Annotated in this window: 20 protein-coding genes; 5 read left to right on the top strand and 15 right to left on the bottom strand. The window is 70.7% G+C overall.

Translation table 11 applies throughout. From position 1 onward, the window contains the following. Positions 1-128 precede the first annotated feature (128 nt). A complete protein-coding gene (groES, locus tag HOV91_RS30485) occupies positions 129-431 on the bottom strand; it encodes a co-chaperone GroES (RefSeq protein WP_028479292.1) in 303 nt (100 codons plus the stop codon). Positions 432-1,015: 584 nt separating this feature from the next. On the opposite strand from groES, the gene HOV91_RS30480 reads away from it, so the two are divergent. Then, a complete protein-coding gene (locus tag HOV91_RS30480; RefSeq protein WP_174188767.1) occupies positions 1,016-2,551 on the top strand; it encodes a DUF7159 family protein in 1,536 nt (511 codons plus the stop codon). A 64-nt stretch (positions 2,552-2,615) separates the two neighbouring features. On the opposite strand, the gene tsaD is transcribed toward HOV91_RS30480, so the two are convergent. The 7 genes from tsaD to HOV91_RS30445 form a co-directional block, all read right to left on the bottom strand. Further along, positions 2,616-3,659, bottom strand: coding sequence for a tRNA (adenosine(37)-N6)-threonylcarbamoyltransferase complex transferase subunit TsaD (tsaD, locus tag HOV91_RS30475; RefSeq protein WP_174188766.1), 1,044 nt, complete (start codon positions 3,657-3,659; stop codon positions 2,616-2,618). Further along, complete coding sequence (gene rimI / locus HOV91_RS30470) at positions 3,656-4,162, bottom strand: ribosomal protein S18-alanine N-acetyltransferase (protein WP_043720194.1); 507 nt, start codon at positions 4,160-4,162, stop codon at positions 3,656-3,658. The genes tsaD and rimI overlap by 4 nt, the downstream gene beginning before the upstream one ends. A 5-nt stretch (positions 4,163-4,167) precedes the next feature. After that, positions 4,168-4,884 (bottom strand): tRNA (adenosine(37)-N6)-threonylcarbamoyltransferase complex dimerization subunit type 1 TsaB, encoded by a 717-nt coding sequence (gene tsaB / locus HOV91_RS30465; RefSeq protein ID WP_174188765.1) that lies wholly within the window; start codon positions 4,882-4,884, stop codon positions 4,168-4,170. A 55-nt stretch (positions 4,885-4,939) separates the two neighbouring features. Next, entirely contained in the window at positions 4,940-5,392 is a 453-nt protein-coding gene (gene tsaE / locus HOV91_RS30460; RefSeq protein WP_174188764.1) for a tRNA (adenosine(37)-N6)-threonylcarbamoyltransferase complex ATPase subunit type 1 TsaE, read from the bottom strand. Continuing rightward, complete coding sequence (locus tag HOV91_RS30455; RefSeq protein WP_174188763.1) at positions 5,385-6,473, bottom strand: alpha/beta fold hydrolase; 1,089 nt, start codon at positions 6,471-6,473, stop codon at positions 5,385-5,387. The genes tsaE and HOV91_RS30455 overlap by 8 nt, the downstream gene beginning before the upstream one ends. After that, complete coding sequence (alr, locus tag HOV91_RS30450; protein WP_312884820.1) at positions 6,470-7,585, bottom strand: alanine racemase; 1,116 nt, start codon at positions 7,583-7,585, stop codon at positions 6,470-6,472. The genes HOV91_RS30455 and alr overlap by 4 nt, the downstream gene beginning before the upstream one ends. 460 nt (positions 7,586-8,045) lie before the next feature. Further along, on the bottom strand, positions 8,046-9,491 hold the full coding sequence (locus HOV91_RS30445) for an NAD(P)H-hydrate dehydratase (RefSeq protein ID WP_174188762.1): 1,446 nt from the start codon (positions 9,489-9,491) through the stop codon (positions 8,046-8,048). Between the two features lie 42 nt (positions 9,492-9,533). On the opposite strand from HOV91_RS30445, the gene HOV91_RS30440 reads away from it, so the two are divergent. Continuing rightward, the gene (locus tag HOV91_RS30440; protein WP_174188761.1) at positions 9,534-9,962 is read left to right on the top strand and encodes a cupredoxin domain-containing protein; all 429 of its coding nucleotides are present in this window, start codon (positions 9,534-9,536) and stop codon (positions 9,960-9,962) included. 103 nt (positions 9,963-10,065) lie between these two features. On the opposite strand, the gene HOV91_RS30435 is transcribed toward HOV91_RS30440, so the two are convergent. Next, positions 10,066-10,557: a MarR family winged helix-turn-helix transcriptional regulator gene (locus HOV91_RS30435; protein WP_174188760.1), complete on the bottom strand. Its 492-nt coding sequence runs from the start codon at positions 10,555-10,557 to the stop codon at positions 10,066-10,068. Between the two features lie 137 nt (positions 10,558-10,694). On the opposite strand from HOV91_RS30435, the gene HOV91_RS30430 reads away from it, so the two are divergent. Then, positions 10,695-11,876 (top strand): MFS transporter, encoded by a 1,182-nt coding sequence (locus tag HOV91_RS30430; protein ID WP_174188759.1) that lies wholly within the window; start codon positions 10,695-10,697, stop codon positions 11,874-11,876. A gap of 60 nt (positions 11,877-11,936) precedes the next feature. Here the strand turns inward: HOV91_RS30430 and glmS are convergent, their stop codons facing one another. Beyond that, positions 11,937-13,820, bottom strand: a complete 1,884-nt coding sequence (gene glmS, locus HOV91_RS30425; RefSeq protein ID WP_174188758.1) for a glutamine--fructose-6-phosphate transaminase (isomerizing) — start codon at positions 13,818-13,820, stop codon at positions 11,937-11,939. 36 nt (positions 13,821-13,856) lie between these two features. Between glmS and HOV91_RS30420 the strand changes: the two genes are divergently transcribed. Beyond that, positions 13,857-14,714 carry a poly(ethylene terephthalate) hydrolase family protein gene (locus HOV91_RS30420; protein ID WP_174188757.1) on the top strand — a complete coding sequence of 286 codons (858 nt, stop codon included), beginning with the start codon at positions 13,857-13,859 and terminating at the stop codon, positions 14,712-14,714. Between the two features lie 26 nt (positions 14,715-14,740). Here the strand turns inward: HOV91_RS30420 and HOV91_RS30415 are convergent, their stop codons facing one another. The 5 genes from HOV91_RS30415 to HOV91_RS30395 form a co-directional block, all read right to left on the bottom strand. Beyond that, positions 14,741-15,091, bottom strand: coding sequence for a hypothetical protein (locus HOV91_RS30415; RefSeq protein ID WP_174188756.1), 351 nt, complete (start codon positions 15,089-15,091; stop codon positions 14,741-14,743). Between the two features lie 48 nt (positions 15,092-15,139). Next, a complete protein-coding gene (locus HOV91_RS30410; RefSeq protein WP_174188755.1) occupies positions 15,140-17,011 on the bottom strand; it encodes a hypothetical protein in 1,872 nt (623 codons plus the stop codon). A 58-nt stretch (positions 17,012-17,069) separates the two neighbouring features. After that, positions 17,070-17,381 carry a type VII secretion target gene (locus tag HOV91_RS30405; RefSeq protein ID WP_174188754.1) on the bottom strand — a complete coding sequence of 104 codons (312 nt, stop codon included), beginning with the start codon at positions 17,379-17,381 and terminating at the stop codon, positions 17,070-17,072. A 127-nt stretch (positions 17,382-17,508) separates the two neighbouring features. Then, positions 17,509-17,817: a DUF6802 family protein gene (locus tag HOV91_RS30400; protein ID WP_174188753.1), complete on the bottom strand. Its 309-nt coding sequence runs from the start codon at positions 17,815-17,817 to the stop codon at positions 17,509-17,511. A gap of 95 nt (positions 17,818-17,912) precedes the next feature. Continuing rightward, positions 17,913-18,104: a PspC domain-containing protein gene (locus HOV91_RS30395; protein ID WP_174188752.1), complete on the bottom strand. Its 192-nt coding sequence runs from the start codon at positions 18,102-18,104 to the stop codon at positions 17,913-17,915. Positions 18,105-18,251: 147 nt separating this feature from the next. On the opposite strand from HOV91_RS30395, the gene HOV91_RS30390 reads away from it, so the two are divergent. Further along, positions 18,252-19,907, top strand: a complete 1,656-nt coding sequence (locus tag HOV91_RS30390) for an ABC-F family ATP-binding cassette domain-containing protein (protein ID WP_174188751.1) — start codon at positions 18,252-18,254, stop codon at positions 19,905-19,907. Positions 19,908-20,445: the final 538 nt, after the last annotated feature.

Raw genomic sequence — 20,445 nt, 5'->3', positions numbered from 1 at the left:
TTACGCAGGCTGCCGCCTACGGGCCCGTCGCTCGCACCGCGTGTTTCAGTGCCGGGGTGTCGGCGCCGAACGCGTTCCGCCCCGGGTCGCGGAAGACACCGGGGCGGAACGCATGCGTGCCCGATCGGCTACTTGGTGACGACGGCCAGCACGTCGCGCGCCGACAGGATGAGGTACTCCTCGCCCTGGTACTTGATCTCGGTGCCGCCGTACTTGCTGTAGATGACGGTGTCACCCTCCTGGACATCCAGCGGGATGCGCTTCTCGCCCTCGTCGTCCCATCGGCCGGGACCGACAGCGACAACGGTGCCCTCTTGCGGCTTTTCCTTCGCCGTGTCGGGGATGACCAGGCCGGAGGCCGTCGTCGTCTCGGCCTCGTTGGCCTGGACGAGGATCTTGTCCTCGAGCGGCTTGATGTTCACGCTCGCCACGTTGAGCCCTCCACTTTCAGGGGATTCGGTCGTCCGGGACTGTTGTCCCGGACTCATCGGTTGGTCACGGTGCTGACCCTGCGCATAGCCCCGTCGTCGCGGGTGCCGGGACCCCTGCCCAGTGGTCAAGCTGCTGGCACAAGCACTTCATACAGTGCCGACTAGCACTCTATACATGAGAGTGCCAGCGCTCAAGGCTGGGCGGTGCCAACTTTGCGCGGCGCGCCCGACACGCACCGGCTTGGCGATTAGTTCGAAGAAACAGTAACGTTCGGATAACGGATTGTGACACTATTGACGACGGTCGCTGTCCGGCCGCCACGTTCGCCGTCCGCAAACGGCGGCGAGGCCGCACCCGGGTACCGCAGCGCCGCCGGAATACGCAGCGTCGCAGCACGATCGTCGCACCAACCAGCTTCACCAGAGAGCAAGACACACGTGATCCATGGCCGGTCCCCGCGACCCACCCGGACGAGGGGCCGGTTCGTTTCCCGGTCCGGGTCGCGCGTCATCCACACGGCGGTCCGGCAGTCCATTCGAGATGGTCGGCGACACCATGACCATCCGCTCGAAGGGAGGTGAACATGCGAACATCCCTCGGCATCTCGGCCGGGGCGGAGGTGGTGTGCTCGGCGTTGGTCGCCACCGCGTCCAACGGCTCGCAGAGCTTCGACTACCGCGTCGTCTCCGCCGACGCGGCCCATTCCGACCTCGGTGACCTGGTGGCCTCCTCGATCGAGCTGATGACCACCCAGCTGCCGACCACGCAGCCGCCGCGCGAGATCATCGGTCCGATCGGCGGGCGGTTCGCGGGCGCGCCGCGCGACGCCGAACCGATGACCGGTCACCCGCCCACCAGTGTCGCGGTCGCCTACCGCACCAAAGAGCAGGCGCAGATAATTCGTTCGGCCACCGGCAAACAGCGCGACCTGCGGCTGATCCCCGAGGGCACCGCCGCCCTGACGTACCTGAAGCACACCGGCCTGCTGGATCGCTACGACACGGTCGCCATCGTCGACCTCGGCGCCTCCGGCCTCAGCGTCACCGTGGCCGACCGCACCGACGACTCCCTGCTCCGTTCCGATCGCACGGCAGCCGTCAGCGGCAAGGCGATCGACGACCTGATCTACCACCATCTGGTGGACATGCACTTCGCCCGGCGCGGCACCCGCCCCAACCGCGGCATGCTGACCAACCGGGGCCGCGCGGCGAAGGAGCACCTGTCCATCGCGCCCGCGGTCACCATCGACCACGTCGCCGGGCGTCCGCTGAAGCTGACCAGGGCCGACTTCGAGGAGTTGATCGCCGACCTGCTGCGCGACCTGGCGCTGTTCGTCACGGCGGCGTTCGCGCGGGCGCCCCGGCAACCGCAGGCGGTCGCGGTCATCGGCGGCGGCGCCAACATCCCGGCGGTGCTCGACACGCTCACCGCCGCGCTGGAGATCCCGGTGTTCACCGTGCCGGACCCCGAGGCGGTGACCGCGAAAGGCGCGGCGCTGGTCGCGGATTCGGTGCAGCCTTCGGTGTTCCCGGTGAGCGCGCTCGGCGGTGACGCGCCAGCGGGTACGGTCACCAAGGTGTTCGGCACGCTGGCGGGAGCCCTGGTGGTCGTCGGCCTGATCGTCGGCTACGGCGTGAAGACGTTCGCGCCCACATCGGACGACGAGGTCTCCCCCGCGGGCACCACGAGCAGCGCTTCGCACCTGCCGACCCCCACGTCCGCACCGCCGTCGACCGCGGCCGCCACCACGCACGGCCACACCTCCGACAGCGCGGGCAGCGCGCCGACGACCACCGCACGCGGGCCGCAGAGCGCGACCGGCGTACCGCCGACCACCCAGGTGCTCGTTCCCACGCAGCCCACGCTGCGGCCGGACCCGAACCTTCCGCCGATCCCCTTCCCGGAACTGCTCGGTCCGCTGTTCGGCAATCCGGGTGCGGTGCAGAGCAATTCGCTCGCGCCACCGCCGGGCCGCACCCTGTCGCCGACGGCGCCCAGCGCGGCGGCTCCCGATTCGAACTCGGCCCCGAATCAGGCGCCCGTGCGGTCGAGCCTGCCGCTTCCGCCGGGCGGCAACCCGGGCACGGCATCGACGCCGGGGCTGTTCCTCCCGAACTGACGCGGTCGCGGTGCGCACGGCGCACGCGCAGGCGTGCCGGGCGTCATCGGCAGTTCGGAGCAGGTCAGCGGACCATGCTGACCGACACCGGCAGGCCGGGATCGGTGGCGACCGTCAGCGGCGAAGGAGCCGCGCCGCCCGCGATGACATGCGCGCCGAGTGCGGCGATCATCACCCCGTTGTCCGTGCACAGCCGAGGCTTGGGCACCCGAAGGGTCAGACCGGCCGCGGCGCAACGCTCCTCGGCCATCGAGCGGATCCGGGAGTTGGCCGTGGCGCCGCCCCCCAGCACCAGCGTGCCGACGCCGACGTCCTGCGCCGCGCGAACCGCCTTCATGGTGAGCACATCCGCGACCGACTCCTGGAACGAGGCCGCGATATCCGGAATGGGCAGATCCTCGGCGGCGACGCCGTCGCGCTGCGCCGCCTCCACATAGCGGGCCACCGCGGTCTTGAGTCCCGAGAAGGAGAAGTCGTAGCGCGGATCACGCGGACCGGTCATGCCACGCGGGAAGGCTATCGCGCGCGGATCACCGCTCGACGCGGCGGCATCCAGGGCCGGGCCGCCGGGGAAGCCCAAGCCGAGCAGGCGCGCCACCTTGTCGAACGCCTCGCCCGCCGCGTCGTCGACCGTGCTGCCCAGCTCCACGATCGGCTCGGACAGATCCGTGACGTGCAGCAGGTGGGTGTGCCCGCCCGACACCAGCAGGGCGACGCACGGCGGCATCGGCCCGTGTTCCAGGGTGTCCACCGCGACGTGCCCGCCCAGATGGTTGAGCGCGTAGAAAGGCACGTCCCAGGCCGCCGCGTACGCTTTCGCGGCGGCGACGCCGACCAGCAACGCACCGGCCAGGCCGGGACCGATGGTGACCGCAAGCGCGTCCGGCTTCGCGATGCCCGCCGCCGACAGCGCGCGGCGCATGGCGGGCACGATCGCCTCGAGATGGGCACGCGAGGCGATCTCGGGGACGACGCCGCCGAAGCGCGCGTGCTGCTCGACGCTGGAGGCGACCTCGTCGGCGAGCAGTTCGCAGGTGCCGTCGGGGTGGCGGCGGACGATGCCGACTCCGGTTTCGTCGCAGGAGCTCTCGATGCCCATGATGATCACGACAGCACCTCGTCCGGTGTGCGCCACCGCCGGTCCTCGCTGCTCAGCGCGGGCCTGCGCATGGTGTAGGCGTCGGCGCCACTGGGGTGGTAGTAGTTCTTGCGCAAGCCGATGATGTGGAAACCGTGCTTGGCGTACAGCGCGATCGCGGGCGCGTTGTCGGTGCGGACCTCGAGGAAGACCGGTCCGCCGCGCCTGCCCGCCTCGGCGAGCAGCGCCTCCAGCAGCAGCGTGCCCACGCCCGCGCGGTGGCAGCCGGGATCGACGCCGATGGTGTGCACCTCGGCCTCGGGGTGTTCGGCGTCACCCAGCAGGGCGATACCCGCGTAGCCCACCATTCGCCCGTCCTCGTCGCGTGCGGTGATGTAGCGGTTGTGCCGGCCGGCCAGCTCGGACCGGAACGCCACGGCGGCCCACGGGTCGTCCTCCGGGAACAACAACTGCTCCAGTTCGACGCAGCGGGTGATGTCGGCGGCCACCATCGGCTCGATGCGGAAAGCCACGGACGTCACGCTCCCGTCCGGTCGAGTCGTCGGTAGGCGTTCTCCACCGCGTCCGGCCTGCGCAGGTACAGCGGAACCAACGGCGCGGGCGTGCTGCGAGACAGCAACTCGGCGGCGGCGACGCGCGCCAAACCGGCGGGCGACGGCGTCTCGGCGGGAAGGACCGGAAGGTCGAAGAAGTCTACGTGCGAGGCGGATCCGGCGATCGCCGTGGCCTGGTCGGTGTCCAGGTCGGAGGGCTTGCACACCTCGGGTCCCGCCACCCGCGCGCCCTGGCGGTAGCGCGCCCAGTACACCTCGCGCCGCCGCGCGTCGGTCACCACGAGCAGTTCGGCGTCGGCCGGGAGGTCGACCGCGGGCGCCACGGCCGGGTCGGCGTCGGCGTCGGCGGCGATCGCGTCGAGGCTGCACACGCCGTAGACCGGGATGCCAAGCGCGTCACCGAACGCGGCCGCGGTGGCCATGCCGACGCGCAGACCGGTGAACGGGCCGGGACCGACACCGACGACGATCGCGTCGACTTCGGTCCTGGAACGGCCTGCCTCGGTGAGGCATTCGAGGATCTGCGGGGTGAGCACCTCGGCGTGGGCACGGGGATCGACGCGTACCCGGGAGGCGACGGTCCGTGCCCGGACGGGATCCGCCACGTCGGCGCCCGGCTCCAGCTCCACCAGTCCCGCTGTGACGGCGGGTGTCGCGGTGTCGACGGCTAGTACAAGCATGATTGGCCCAACGATACCGGGTGGTAAGCGCCATCGACGCATAGCTACCCGATAGCTAATCCACCCATTCCCAGATCGCGGTGCGCACATCCGAATCCGGCGCACGCGACAGCAGCACGCGCAGGTGCCGCTCCGCGAGGTGCTCCACCACGCCGCGGCCCCACTCAACCACGACCACCGCCTGATGCAGATCGGTGTCCAGGTCCAGTGCGTCCAGCTCGTCGAGATCACCGCCGAGCCGGTAGGCGTCCACGTGCACCATGGGCACCGGCGGCCCGCCCGCGCGCTGCCCGGCGCGGTGCTGGCGGGCGATGATGAACGTCGGCGAGCTGACTCGGCCCTGGACGCCGAGGCCGGCCGCGATGCCACGGGTGAGCGCCGTCTTGCCCGCGCCGAGCGGACCGTCCAGCACCACCAGATCACCGGCGCGCAGATCCGTGGCCAGTTCCCGGCCGAGCGCCTCGGTGTCGGCGACGGTGGGCAGCACCCGATACCCCGGATCAGCCACCGGTCACCTCCGCAGCGTCTCCCGTCACCGGCTCGATCGCACCGGCACGTACCAGCAATCGCTCCAGCGCGGCGTTGACGATGTCCGGGTACTGCAGGTGCGGCATGTGCGCGGCGCCGTCCAACAGGATGAGCTCGCTGTTGGGTAGCGCCTTGGCCAGCGCACGCGAATTGCGGAACGGGATCACCCGATCGTGGCGGCCGCCGAGCACCAGCACCGGTGTGTCCGCCAGAGTGGGCAACGCGGCCGACGCGTCGTGCAGCTCGATGGCCTCGAGGAACTTCACGATGGTCTCCACCGGCGTCCGGTCGATCATCAGCGTCGCGAAACGCGACAGGGTCGGGCTCACCGGACCGTGGAACGAGCTGACGTGCAGGATCGGCGTGATCACGTGCCGCGCGGTGACGCGTCCGGCCTGCACCAGCGCGGGCGCGGTGCGCACGGCCAGCCGGAAACCGTCGATCGCGGGGTTGCGCAGCAGCTGCCCGATGCCCGCCGCGGTGACCTCGGCGGCCGTGGTCGACAGCAGTGCGATCCCGATCACCCTCGCCGCGAACAATTCCGGGAACCGCGCGGCCGCGGCCAGGACCGCCATCCCGCCCAGCGAATGCCCGACCAGCACCACCGGTCCGGCCGGGGCGGTGGCGCGCAGCACGGCCGCGAGGTCGGACCCGAGCTGGGTGGCCGTGCAGCTCGCGGCACTCGGCACGCCGGAACGGCCGTGCCCGCGCAGGTCGAACAGCACCATGCGAACCCGTGCGCCCCATCGCTCTTCCAAGTCACGCCGCTGGAAGTGGAAGGAGGCCATGCTGTTGCAGAAGCCGTGCACGAAGATCACCGTCACCGGCGCGTCGTCGGGGCCGCAGGTCCGCGTGGCCAGCGGCACGCCGTCATCGGCGAGCACCGTGCCCGCGCGGTCGGCATCGATCAGCCCGAAGTCCTCGTCGCGGTAGTCGTCGCCCCGCGCCGGCCGCAGCACGCGCGCACCGGCGCGACGCAGGGCATGCGCGCCCGCCAGCGCACCGACGACACCCAGGGTGGCCAGCCCGCCGCGCAGCGGGGTCACCCGCAAGCGGCTCACCGCAGGTCACCCGTGAAGCGCCGGGTCACCCGTCCGCGCGGCGAGCACACCACTTCGTAGTGGATGGTGCCGAGCAGGTCCGCCCATTCCTGGGCATGCGGACGCGCACCGAAGAGGATCGCGGTGTCGCCTTCCCGGACACCCGCCGCGTTGTCGCCGAGGTCGACGACGAACTGGTCCATGCACACCCGGCCGACGTTGCGGCGCCGAGCCCCGCCGAGCCAGACGTCGAATCGTCCGCTCAAGGGACGGAACACACCGTCGGCGTAACCCGCCGGGATCAGCGCGACGGTGGTGTCGCGCGGCGCGATCCACTGGTGCCCGTAGGAGACGCCTTCACCAGCGGCCACCCGCTTGACCAGCGCCACCCTGGCTTGGAACGTCATCGCCGGGCGCAGGCCGAAATCGCGGTCCGGTATCGGGGAGAGGCCGTACGCGGCGATGCCCGGCCGGACCAGATCGAAGGCCAGGTCGGGGCGGGTCAGGGTGGCGGCGGAGTTGGCGATGTGCACCAGCTCCGGCTCCAAGCCGTGCTCCTTCGCGGTGGCGATCGCCTCCAGGAACCGGGCGCGTTGCACGTCGTTGTTCGGGTGCTCCGGTTCGTCGGCGTGCGCGAGGTGGGAGAAGATCGCGCGGAAACGCACCGCCTGCTCGTCGACCAGGGCGCGCAGCGCGGCCAGGACCTCCGGGTATTCGACCGGCGACACGCCGTTGCGATTCAGGCCGGTGTCCACCTTCAGCGTGACCGTCGCCGGACGGCCCGCGCCCCGCGCCGCGGCCTCGACCGCACGCAGATGGGCCAGCGAGGAGATGCCGATCTCGACGTCGGCGGCCACCGCGGCCGCGAAGTCGGTGTCGGTGTTGTGCAGCCAGCACAGGATGGGGGCGGTGATGCCGGCCGCGCGCAACTGCACGGCCTCGGCCACCGTCGTGACGCCCAGCTCGGCCGCGCCCGCCGCGAGGGCGGCCCTGCCAACCTCGACCGCGCCGTGGTTGTAGCCGTCGGCCTTCACCACCGCCATCACCGCGGCATCGCCCGCGTGTTCCCGCAGGATCCGCACGTTGTGGGCGATGGCGTCGAGGTCGATGACCGTTTCCACTTGCGCATTCACGGCAGTCTGTTCCGCCTCTCCGAGAAATCGGGCCGTACCGGCCGGGTGACGCGGGATTCGCGGTCAGGTCCCAGGTCCGGTGCCGCCTGGGTTTTGGGCGTACCCGGCGAGTTACCCATGTGCTCTCGAAATCAGTCGTTGTGTCGATTGCGGTCGAGTCTATTGGCGCGCTCTGTTTCGGTTCCAATCGGTTTGTTCGCCATGTGTCCGTCGCCACCACCGCCATCTGGTACGTGCACCGGTGATCGACGCATCGGTGCGCGGGGCAAGCGTCCCGGCCTTCGCCGACTCCCATCCGCAGCTTCGACTCGGGGCACCGGAGGTTCCGCCGTCGACTGATCGCGCGCTCGGCGCTCGCTTTTCGCATCGGCGCAGGCGCTCCCGGAGGCTTCGGCTCGACCGAATCGGTCGTGTTCGGCGGCGTCGTCTCGGCGTCGCGCGCTCCGAATCGCGGACCCGGTCAGGAAGGGTGCGCGAGACTGCGCAGGACGCCGATCGCGGGACGGACGTGCGCTGCCAGGACGCTTGCCGAGATGGGGGCTCCCCCGGGCGCGTCGGCGTGGGCGGCGAGGTTCGCGGCCAGCGCGTGCGCCCGTGCGGCCGCGGCGGCCGACCAGGCGGGGTCGCGGCCCGCGGCGAGCAGCGTCCCGATGATGCCCGAGAGCACGTCACCCGCGCCCGCGGTCGCGGCCCACGAACCGCCCGCCTCGTTGACCAGCACCGGACGGCCGGGTGCGGCGACGAGCGTGGCGCGGCCCTTGAGCAGCACCGTGACCTGCCAGGACTCGGCGAGTTCGCGGACCGCGGCCACCCGGTCCCGGCCGATCTCGCGGCCGGTGAGGCGGGCGAACTCGCCCGCGTGCGGGGTCAGCACGGTCGGGGCCGCGCGCCCGCGCACCAGCTCGGGCTCCGCGGCCAGCAGGGTGAGGCCGTCGGCGTCCACCACGACCGGGAGGTCGGTGGCCAGGATCTCGGCGAGGCGCTGCCCGGCGTCGGCGTCGGTGCCCGCGCCGGGACCGAAGACCCAGGACTGGACGCGACCGGTGCCCGCGACCCGCTGGGTGGCGATCACTTCGGGAAAATGGTTCAGCACCTCGGCCGCCGCGGTTCCCGCATAACGCACCATGCCCGACGTCGCGGCCACGGCGGCGCCCGCGCACAGCACCGCGGCGCCGGGATACGTCGCGCTGCCCGCGCAGATACCCGTCACGCCCTGCGTGTATTTGTCATCCGACGGGCCGGGGATCGGCCACGCGGCCCCGATCGATGCGGGTTCCAGTGCGACGAGACCCGGTTCCGGAAGGTCCAAACCGATGGGAATCAACTCGATTCGGCCACATCGCGCCGCGGCAAGGGCGTGCACGGGCTTGTAGGCGCCGAAGGCGACGGTGACGTCCGCGCGGACAGCCGGGCCGTCGATCGCGCCGGTGTCCGGGTCGACGCCGCTGGGCAGGTCGGCGGCGACGATCGGAGCGTCCAGCGCCGCAACGATTTCCGCCGCACGCGGCCGCAGCGGCCCCCGACCGGATATGCCGACGATGCCGTCGATCACCAGGTCAGGGGCGCCCGCGTGGTCGGCGACCCGGCCGCCCGCAGCGCGCAGCGCCGCAAGTCCTTTCGCATGCGCGCGCTCCGGCTTCAGCAAGACGGCGGTGACCGCGACGCCGCGGCGGCGCAACCGCGCCCCGGCCCAGAGCGCGTCACCGCCGTTGTCGCCGGATCCGACCAGCAAGGTGACCGCGCGTCCCGCGACACCGCCGGTGCGCTCCCGCAGTTCGCGCGCCACCACGGTGGCCAAACCGTGCGCCGCACGACCCATCGGCACCCCGTCCGGCACCCGGGTGAACAGCTCGGCTTCTGCCGCGCGCACCTCGTCGACCGTGAAATAGCCCCGCTGCGTGGACATCGCCGCTCCCTCCGTCGGTGTGGGCTACTACGCTTGGCCATCATGCCAAGCGTCCGCCGCCGCACCGGGACCCTCCGCGCCGTCACGGGAGCCGCCCTCGCCGGGGCGCTGCTGCTGTCCGGCTGCGGCGGTGACGAATCCGACTCGGCCGCCACCACCACGAGGAAACCGGCTCGGCCGACCACGACCGTCCAGCAGACCGGCGAGCGCAAGCCCGCCGCCGCCACCGTCGCGGTGGACGACATGAAATTCTCCCCGGCCGACGTCACTGTCAAGGTCGGCGACACGGTCACGTGGAAATTCGACGACAAGGTCCCGCACACCGTGCAGGGCATCGGCGACAAGGCGATGGGCATCAACAGCCCGATCCTCGACCGAGGCGAGTGGAGCTACACCTTCACCACCCCGGGCAACTACCGCTACCTCTGCTCACTGCATCCGGAGATGCGCGGGTCGATCACCGTCCAATAGTGCGGACGGCCGCGCAGGTGCGCTCGACGATCGCGTCTACCGCCGGGCCGTGTCTCCGAACGCATGGTCCGGCGCGTCCGATTCCGGCCACGGCACGCGGGACTCACACCGGGCGGTAGTCCCGAGGACGGGCGCCGTGAGCCGAACTGGTGTTCAGGGCTTCGACGGCGGCCACGAGCGGAGCGAGTTCCGGGTTGGCGGCGGCTTGGCCGAGGGCGCCGGCCAAGGCGGCGTCGTGCGTGGGCCGGGCCCGCTCGAGCAAGTCCAGGCCGGCCGGAGTGACGTCGGTGTAGATGCCGCGGCGGTCGTCGGGGCAGAGGTAGCGCTGGAGCAGCCCGCGATCTTCCAGCCGGGACACCAGGCGGGTGGTGGCGCTCTGACTCAGCACCACGGCCTCGGCGACCTGATTCATCCGCAGGTGCCCGCCGGGCCCATCGTGCTGGCGGCTCAGCACGACAAGCAGCGAGTACTCCCGAACGCTCAGTTCGTGGCCGTTCTGCAGCGCCCGCTCGATGTGCGCCTCGATCCGGTCGTGCAGCAACGAGAGTGCGTACCAACCATCGGCCAGGCCGGTCAGTGCGGCATCCGCGGTCATCGGCATTCCTTCGGCTCGGGGGTCGTGCCTCCAGGATAGACAGGTTACGCAATAGCCCGCTCTTGCAATTAAAGTGCGCCTGCAACTATTGTCTACGCCTGTAAAAGCTGGATGCAACCTCCTGGAGGCTCCCCCGCATGCCTGTCGCACTCCTCGCCCTCACTCTCGGGGCGTTCGGAATCGGGACGACGGAATTCGTCGTCGTCGGCCTGCTGCCCGACATCGCGGACACCTACGCGGTGTCCATCCCCACCGCGGGCCTGCTGGTCACCGGGTACGCGCTCGGCGTCGTGGCGGGTGCGCCGCTGATGACCGGGCTCGGCACCCGGATCTCCCGCAAACGCATGCTGCTCGGCATGCTGGCGCTGCTCGTCCTCGGCAATGTCCTGTGCGCCGTCGCGCCGACCTTCGGGCTGATGCTCACCGGGCGGATCGTGGCCTCGCTCGCCCACGGCGCGTTCTTCGGAATCGGCGCGGTCGTCGCGGGGACCCTGGTCGGCCCCGACCGGCGCGCCGGTGCGATCGCGATCATGTTCACCGGACTCACCGTCGCCACCGTGGTCGGCGTGCCGCTGGGCACGCTGCTCGGCCAGTACTTCGGCTGGCGGCTGACCTTCTCGGTCGTCGCGCTGGTCGGGCTGATCGGCTTGGCGGGCGTCGCGGCGCTGGTACCGGAGCAACCCGCGCCCGCGGATGCCGCGCTGCGCACCGAGCTCGCGGTGTTCCGCAATCCCCAGGTGCTGCTCGCCATGGCGATGACGGTGCTCGGCTTCGGCGGCGTGTTCGCAGCGATCACCTACCTCGCGCCCATGATGACCGAGGTCACCGGCTACGCGGAAAGCTCGGTCACCTGGCTGCTGGTGCTGTTCGGGCTCGGCTTCTTCGCGGGCAACCTGATCGGCGGCAGGTTCGCCGACCGGCACCTGATGCCGATGCTGTACCTCACCCTCGGCGGGCTCGCGATCGTGCTCGCGCTGTTCACCGTCACCGCGCACAGCAAAGTCGGCGCCGCCGTCACGGTCGTGCTGATCGGCGCGCTCGGCTTCGCGACCGTCCCGCCGCTGCAGAAGCGCGTCCTCGACCAAGCGGCGAGCGCGCCCACCCTGGCCTCCGCGGTCAACATCGGCGCGTTCAATCTCGGCAACGCCGTGTCGGCCTGGCTGGGCGGTGTGGTGATAGCCGCGGGTCTCGGCTACACCTCGCCCAACTGGGTCGGCGTGGGCTTGGTCCTGGTGGCGTTGGTCCTCGCGGTTGTGTCGGGGCGCCTCGAACGCCGCGACGCCGCCGTCGACCAGCAGCGGGCTCTGGCCACCGTATAGGCACCTGGCCCCTGGATCACAGGGCAGCGGCCGCGCACCTCGCGGTGCACGGCCGCTGAACTATTCCACGGTGACGGATTTGGCCAGATTGCGCGGCTTGTCGACGTCGTAGCCGCGGGCCTGTGCGACCTCGGCGGCGAAGATCTGCAGCGGCACCGTCGACAGCAGCGGCTGGAACAGCGTCGGCGCGCTGGGGATCTCGATGAGGTCGTCGGCGAACGGGCGAACCGTGTCGTCGCCTTCCTCCGCGATCACGATGGTGCGCGCGCCGCGAGCCTGGATCTCCCGGATATTGCTCAGCAGCTTCGAGTGCAGCACCGCGCGGCCCTTCGGCGACGGCATCACCACGATCACCGGAAGGCCGTCCTCGATCAGCGCGATCGGACCGTGCTTGAGCTCACCCGCGGCGAACCCCTCGGCGTGCATGTAAGCCAGTTCCTTGAGCTTGAGCGCGCCCTCCAACGCCACCGGGTAGCCGACGTGGCGTCCCAGGAACAGCACCGTCGGCACCTGCGCGAGCTCCCGCGCGATCGCCCGCACCTGCGGAGCGGTCTCCAGCACGCGTTCCACCAGCTTCGGCATCGCCTCGAGTTCGGCGAACTCACGGGCGACCTCGTCTGGGTACTTGGTGCCGCGCGCCTGCGCCAAGGCGAGCCCGACCAGGTAATTCGCGGTGACCTGGGCCAGGAACGCCTTGGTGGAGGCGACGCCGATCTCCGGCCCGGCCCTGGTGTAGAGCACCGCGTCGGATTCGCGGGGGATCTGCGCGCCGTTGGTGTTGCAGATCGCGAGCACGCGCGCCTTCTGCTCCTTCGCGTGCCGCACCGCCTCCAGTGTGTCGGCGGTCTCGCCGGACTGCGAGATCGCCACCACCAGCGTGGAACGGTCCAGCACGGGATCGCGGTAGCGGAATTCACTGGCCAGCTCGACCTCGACGGGCAGCCGCGTCCAATGCTCGATGGCGTACTTCGCCAGCAGACCGGAGTGATAGGCGCTACCGCAGGCGACCACGAACACCTTGTCGAAATCGCGCAGCTCCTGGTCGGCGAGGCGCTGCTCGTCCAGCACGATCCGGCCCGCGCTGCCGCTGTCGGTGCTGAAGTGCCCCATCAGCGTGTCCGCGACCGCGGCGGGCTGCTCCTCGATCTCCTTGAGCATGAAGTAGTCGTGACCGCCCTTCTCGGCGGCGGCCAGGTCCCAGTCGATGGTGAACGGGCGGGTGCGCGCACCGGCGTCCTCGCCCGCGAAGTCGGTGACCCGGTAGCTGTCCAGGGTGATCACGACGGCTTGGTCCTGGCCGAGTTCGACCGCCTCGCGGGTGTGCTCGATGAACGCCGTGACATCCGAGGCGATGAACATCTCGCCCTTGCCGACGCCGACGACCAGCGGCGTGGAGCGGCGCGCGGCCACGATCACGTCCGGGTGGTCGGCATGGGTGAAGACCAGGGTGAACGCGCCCTCCAAGCGGCGCAGCACGGCCAGCGCGCTTGCCGCGAAGTCACCGGCGGTCGGGCCGTTGGTGTACGCGCGGGCCACCAGGTGCACGGCGACCTCGGTGTCGGTGTCGCTGCTCAGTTCGACTCCGGCGTCCTCGAGCTCGCGGCGCAGCGGAGCGAAGTTCTCGATGATGCCGTTGTGCACCACAGCGACCTTGCCGCTGTGGTCCCGGTGCGGGTGGGCGTTGCGGTCGGTCGGCGCGCCGTGCGTGGCCCAGCGGGTGTGCCCGATGCCGGTGGTGCCCACGAACCGGTCGATGCCGGATTCGGCGAGCTCGGCCTCCAGATTGGCCAGGCGACCCGCCTTGCGCTCCACCGCCAGCGCGCCCGCGCCGTCCAGGATCGCCACACCCGCGGAGTCGTATCCGCGATATTCCATGCGGCGCAACGCGTCAACGACGACGCCGAGCGCGTCCCGGTACCCGACGTACCCCACGATTCCGCACATGGCTCACCACACTACTTATCGGATAACGTTCACGTCGTGTCGGCGTCTGTGAAATCGCTACTGAGCACCCTGACCAGCCGGGGTCCGCACCGCGTGTTGCGTGGCAACCTGGCCATCGCCGGCCAGCCGGGGGTGGTGTTCACGCCCGAGTCGGGGCGGAATCTACCCGCTGTCGCGTTCGCACACGGCTGGCTGACCGGGGCGAGCCACTACCGCACGCTGCTCGAACACCTCGCCTCCTGGGGCATTGTGGCCGCCGCCCCGGACACCGAGCGTGGGCCGATTCCGTCACATCTGGGTCTTGCCGCCGATTTGCTCACCACGCTCGACATCTGCACCGGTGTGCGGCTCGGCGATGGTGAGATCAGCGTGCATCCGGAGCGTCTCGCCCTGGCCGGACACGGCATGGGCGCGGGCGCCGCCGTCATCGCCGCAGGCCGCCGCGAGGTCGCCACCGTCGCGGCGCTGTTTCCCGCGCCGACGGCGCCCGCCGCCGAGGCCGGGGCGCCCGAGCTGAACATTCCGGCGTTGATCCTGGCGGGCGCGGCCGACATCACCTCGGTCAGCTCCAACGCCATTCCACTGGCCACCGCCTGGGGCGGCCCCGCCGTCCTGCGCGCCATCGACAAGGCCTCGCACAACGGCATCATCGAGGGCAGGCGCGTGCTCGCGGCCGTCGGCGCGGGCAAGCACGAATCGAAGACCGCCCGCACCACCCGCGCGCTGCTGGCCGGTTACCTGCTCGCCACGCTTGCGGGCGACAAGACCTACCGTGTCTTCGCCGAGCCTGACGAGGTCATCCCACACACCACCGTCGTCGACCCGCAAGCCCCTCAGGAGGAGGAGCCACCGAAGCTGAAGGTCGGGCAGCTCGCCGCACTGCTGCGGCGGTAGCCCGGACGCCGGAGCAGCGGCGCGGGTCAGATCAGCCAGCTCTTTCTTTGGTAGAACTTGGCTTCCTCGTCCTCCTCGTCGACCGGCGCGACCGTCTGATTGGCCCGGCGGGCGGCCATCGACCGGGCAATGGCCTCCCGCTGCTCGCGCGCCTCGTCTTCCAGCCGCTGTTTCTCCTCAGCCTCGGCCGCGGCCTTGTCCAAGTCGCCGGCATGCGTGGCCCAGAACTGGGTCATATCGGCGGCGAGGCGGTCGGCGAACTCCCGGCCGGTGGCCGCGGTCTGCTCGTTGATCGCCTGGATCTCGTCGAGCAGCAGTGCCATGCGGCGCTGGTTCTCGGCGCCGAGTTGCCTCGCTTCCTCGGCGTAGTTCACCATGCCGCGCCTCCTCGCTCGTCCGATGTGGCGGCACTCATCCGGCCGCGCTCACAGGGGGCCCGCCTCCGCCAACTCCGCACCCAGCGGCCCCGCTTCCGCGAGTTCGGCACCACTGTCCGCCGGGGTGTCCGATTCCGGCTCGCGCTGGTGTGGCATCGGCTTCGGGTGGTGCTCGCCGTCTTCTTCACGCCGGGTATGCGGCGGGGTTGTGCCCGGAAGACCGGGCCGCTCCGCATCGGTGTGCGGCGCCGGGGCGGGCGCCTCCTTGTCCTCGGCCCCCGGAGCCTCGACCTCGGGAGCCTCGGGAGCCGGAGCCTCGGCCTCCGGCGCTTCGGTCGCTGGTGCCTCGGTCTCCAGGGTTTCAGTCGCCGGTGCCTCGGCCTCCGGATCCTCGGGCCGCGCGTCCTCGGTGTTCGGCTCGGTTGCCGAGATGATCGGCATCCCGTGCTCGTCCAGTTCGATGGTGAACTCCCGCACCTCGCCCGTCGCGTCGGACAGGAGCAGTTTCACCTGGCCGTCCGGCCCCATCTCGAACTGCGCGTGCTTTCCGCCGATATCGAATTCCGCCTTGAGCCGGGGAGTTTCGTCCTCTTCGATGGCCTCGTCGGCTTCGGCGCTCTGCGGCTCGGCGCTCGGCAAGAGGTTCTCGATCGCGTCGTCGACTCCGCCGGCGATGACGCCGCCGAGCGCGGACAATCCCTGATCCAACGCTTGGCCGAGACCCGTTGCCGCCGACGACAACTCCCGGGCCACCTGACTGAGCGCGGCCAGGCCGTCCAGTGACGGCAGCCTGGGCGCGGGGGTAGTGGACGTACTGGGCGTCTCCTGAGCGGTGGGCGGACTGGGCGTCTCCTGAGCGGTGGGCGGACTGGGCGTCTCCGGAGCGGTGGGCGGACTGGGCGTCTCGGGGATGGTGGACGTGCTCGGAGCGCTCGGAGTGGTCGACGCGAGGACGCTGCTCGGCGTGGTGCTCGCCTGGACCGTGGTGGCGGGCGCGCCGGGGGCAACCTGGGCCTTCGGCTCGTCCTGGACGGCGGGCGCGGCGGGCTGCGGTGTCGCCGGGACTTCCGGGCACGGGTAGGCCCGCTCGGAGAGCTGCGCCAGCGCGTCGGTCAGATTCTTGTACTGATCCTTGACCAGGCGATCCACTTCGGCGCAGACGTCGACATAGGACGCCAGCTTCCGATCGAAGTCGGGCTTGAAGGTCTTGGTCAGCCACTCGGTGGTGACGCTGCGGACCCGGTCGCCGTACGCGCCGGTGAGCAGGTTCCTGCTGTCGGAATTGAGGAAACCGAGCACACTCTTGTTGATCTTGTCTTCCGGCACCGCAAGCGCCGGGAAGATACGACCGAGTTCGCGCACCTGGTCGGCATCGATCCACTCTCGCGCGTTGTGGACGTCCACGATGACTTTCACGTCTTCGGGAGTCTTGCCGGCGAGGGCGACGACTTTGCTGCCGCCCACCGGGCCCTCCAGCAGCTCTCGGGTGGCGAACGCCTTCGCGGCGACCGCCGAGCGCAGCGCACCCGCCATGTCCGCGATCACGGTCATCGCCGCGCGCGCGTGCTGCCGGTCCTCGTCGGCCAGAACCGATTGCTTGCCGAGCATGTCGAGCGCGGCGGTGGCCGCCGTGCCCTGCCACAACTCGGGCAGCCTGCGGGCGTAGACCTGCTGCGCGTCCCATTGGCGATCGACCTCGGACAGGGCGACTTGCAACGCCTCGCCCGCCTGCTCCAGCTTCTCCAGTCGCATGCCGCGCTGCTCGTCGTACCCAGCCAGCAGCTTGTCGACGTTCCCGCGGCCCCCGTTGCCGCCGAACGCCGCCTCGTACAGCGGCATGAACTCGATCCAGTACCGCAGCCCCTCGGCGCCCTCGTCCAAGAGGGTGTCGATCGACTTGCCCTGCCAGGAAACCGTCATGATTCCGCCTCCTCGAATGTGTGGCGTCGCTGGTGCGAACACGTGTCATTCGGCGGTCTCATGTCTTGTTCGTCTCGTCGGCGCGCTGCTGATCGGTCTCGGCGTAGGCCACCACGGCGGCCCCTAACGCGTCGGCGGTCGCCGTGGTGGCGGTGCTCCAAGTGCGCAGCCACGCGCTGATCCGTTCCAGCCCTTGCCGCACCGCGATTCCCTGCGGCGCGTAGTTGCGGCCCGCCTCGTCGCCGATGCCGAACGGATGGTCGGCGATTCGCTTCGCCTGGTCGCGGACGGCGTCCGCCGATCTCCGGTAGTCACTGCCCAGCGCGCCGAGTTCCCCCGTCCGCACACCGACCGTCTCCGACCCGCCCACGATTCCCCTCCGTGCTCGTAATGTCCTCGCGCCGGCGCGAATCCCGTTCGCGCCGGATGCCGCCGTACTTCCTTCGACGCAACACGCCGACATCCGGTTCCCCCGAATTCCGCTTCCGCGGCGAAGACTAGCTGCCGATCCGGCCCCGGTCGGTGCGAATCCACTCGGAGGTGCCGTCCGGGTGGCGATGGAACTCCCAGGCGGCGTAGTCCCCGTCCTTCTCCACCACGGTGACGTGATCGGCGAAGCCGTCGTGGTCGTAGTCGGTCCAGACCTGCATGGCCTCCGCACCCGTCGTGGTGACCGTGTCGAGGGTGCCGTCGCCGTCGATGTCCTGGGTCGGGTGGTGCAGTTCGATCGCACCCAATCCGTCGAGCGACGAGGACGCGTCGATGCGGGGTATATCCAGTCCGGGGAATTCGCCCGAGGTGATCATGACTCCTCCTCAGCGGGAATCGAACGGTGGCGCGTGCCGCACGAGCGACATCGTTCCATCCTGACACCCACGCGGGCTCGACGCAGCCCCCCGGCTCACTTCTTCGGCATCAGCAGCCACAGAACCAAGTACAGGACGAACTGCGGACCGGGCAGCAGGCACGACACCACGAACAGCAGACGGACGACGTTGGCGTTCCAGCCGAGGTACTCGGCGAGGCCACCGCAGACGCCTGCGATCCACTTGTCGTGGGTGGAGCGGGTGAAACGACGGGTGGGGGCGGTCATTGGTCTTCCCTCTCTGGCGGTGATCGCTACGACCTCCACTGTGCCCCGCGCCGCGGGCTCCGCCATCGGCCCGACGGCCGATACCGACCCTGATTTCTCCCGGGGCCGACCTCAGGGTGCGACCCCGAGCACGGCAGACTCGTGCTGGTGAGCACCACTCTGCATGCCCGCGGCCTGTCGGCCGGTCACGGCGAGCGCACCCTGTTCGCCGACCTCGATCTGACCCTCGCGCCGGGCGACGTGATCGGCTTGGTCGGCGTGAACGGCGCGGGCAAGTCGACCCTGCTGCGCATGCTCGCCGACCGGCACACGCCGACGGGCAGCATCACACTCAGTCCCCCGGATGCCACGGTCGGCTACCTGGCCCAGGAGGCGCAGCGGGTCGAGGGTGAAACCGTTTCGGAATTCCTGTGCCGCCGAACCGGTGTCGCCGAGGCGCAGCGAACCATGGACGCCGCGGCCGAGCGCCTCGCCGAAGGCGGGCCGGACGAGTACTCCCCCGCGCTGGAGCGCTGGCTCGCCCTCGGCGGGGCCGACCTGGACCAGCGCGCCGAGGAGGTCGCCGCCGACCTCGGCTTGACCGACAGCTTGCCGGGCGGCCTGGACACCCCCATGACCGGGTTGTCCGGCGGCCAGGCCGCGCGTGCCGGACTCGCCTCGGTCCTGCTGTCCCGCTTCGACATCCTGCTGCTGGACGAGCCGACCAACGATCTCGACCTCGACGGCCTGGCCCGGCTAGAGCAGTTCGTCGCCGGCGTGCGGGTGCCGCTGATGGTGATCAGCCACGACCGGGAGTTTCTGGCGCGCACCGTGAATCGCATCGTGGAGCTGGACCTCGCCCAGCAACAGGTCGGGCTGTACGACGGTGGTTACGAGTCGTATCTGATGGAGCGGGAGATCGCCCGGCAGCACGCGCGCGAGGCCTACGAGGAGTACGCCGACACCAGATCGGGTCTGGAGGCCCGCGCGCAGATGCAGCGCAACTGGCTCGAGCACGGCGTCCGCAACGCACGCCGCAAGGCGCGTGACCCGAGGAAGCTGGACTCGGACAAGGCGGGCCGCAAGATGCGGGCCGAATCCACCGAGAAGCAGGCCGCCAAGGCCAGGCAGACCCAGCGCCGCATCGAACGGCTCGAGGCGGTGGAGGAACCGCGCAAGGAATGGGAGCTGCGCATGAGCATCGCCGCGGCCCCGCGCAGCGGCTCCGTGGTGGCGACGCTGTCCCAGGCGAGGGTCACCCGCGGCGACTTCACGCTGGGTCCGATCACCACCCAGGTCGACTGGGCCGACCGCATCGTGCTCACCGGGGCGAACGGCTCCGGAAAATCCACCCTGCTCGCGGTACTGCTGGGCAGGCTCCGGCCCGACAGCGGGTCAGCGAGCCTCGGCTCCGGCGTCCAGATCGGCGAGGTGGACCAGGCGCGTGGACTTTTCCGCGGGAACGCCGCCCTGTCCGAGACTTTCGGGGCCGAACTGCCGGACCTGCCGGAGGCCGACATACGCACGCTGCTGGCCAAATTCGGCCTGCGCGGCCCGCACGTGCTGCGACCGTGCGACACCCTCTCCCCCGGTGAACGCACCCGCGCCGCCCTCGCCCTGCTGCAAGCCCGCGGAGTGAACCTGCTCGTCCTGGACGAACCGACCAACCACCTCGACCTCCCCGCCATCGAACAGCTGGAACAGGCCGTCGAATCCTTCGACGGCACCCTCCTGCTCGTCACCCACGACCGCCGCATGCTCGACACCATCCGCGCAACCCGCCGCTGGCACATGACCGCGGGCGTACTCACCGAGACCCTCTGACCGAAGGCCGCCATCCCTCGGCGACGACACGGATCGCCACCCATCGAACAAGCGCAGTCCATCGACCACGCCGCAACTCCAGACCCTCGGCTTCCGGCCGCATACAGCGGCCAAACACCGACCCGAACGCCGCGAGACCAAGCATGCGCCGTTCGCGGCCCGCTCGCGTCCGAGCGACCACCGCGCCCGCGACGAAGCACCAAGCGGCGATCACTCGGACCCGAGCCACAAAGGAGCCGCGAACACCCAGCGGTGAGGCGCTGCCGGAAGTGACAGCGGTGTCGCGTACACCCAGGTGTTGCGGTTTCTCGTCTTACGCGCCCAGCGCACCCCGACCACGTCTTTCGAGCGAAGCGAGAGCGAGCATGCGCCGTTCGCGGCCCGGCTCGCGTCCGAGCGACCACCGCGTCCGCGACGAAGGAGCAAGCGGCGGTCGCTCGGACGCGAGCCACAAAGGGGCCGCGAACCCGCCGCGACGAAGTCGCGGCCAAATCACACAGCTCGCGTGCACCGAGGTGGTGCGGTTTGCCGTCCAACG

This window comes from Nocardia barduliensis, assembly GCF_013315795.1.
GTDB classification, from domain to species: Bacteria; Actinomycetota; Actinomycetes; order Mycobacteriales; family Mycobacteriaceae; genus Nocardia; species Nocardia barduliensis.
Note: the sequence above shows the minus strand (reverse complement) of the source record. Positions and strands in the feature narration are given on the sequence as shown.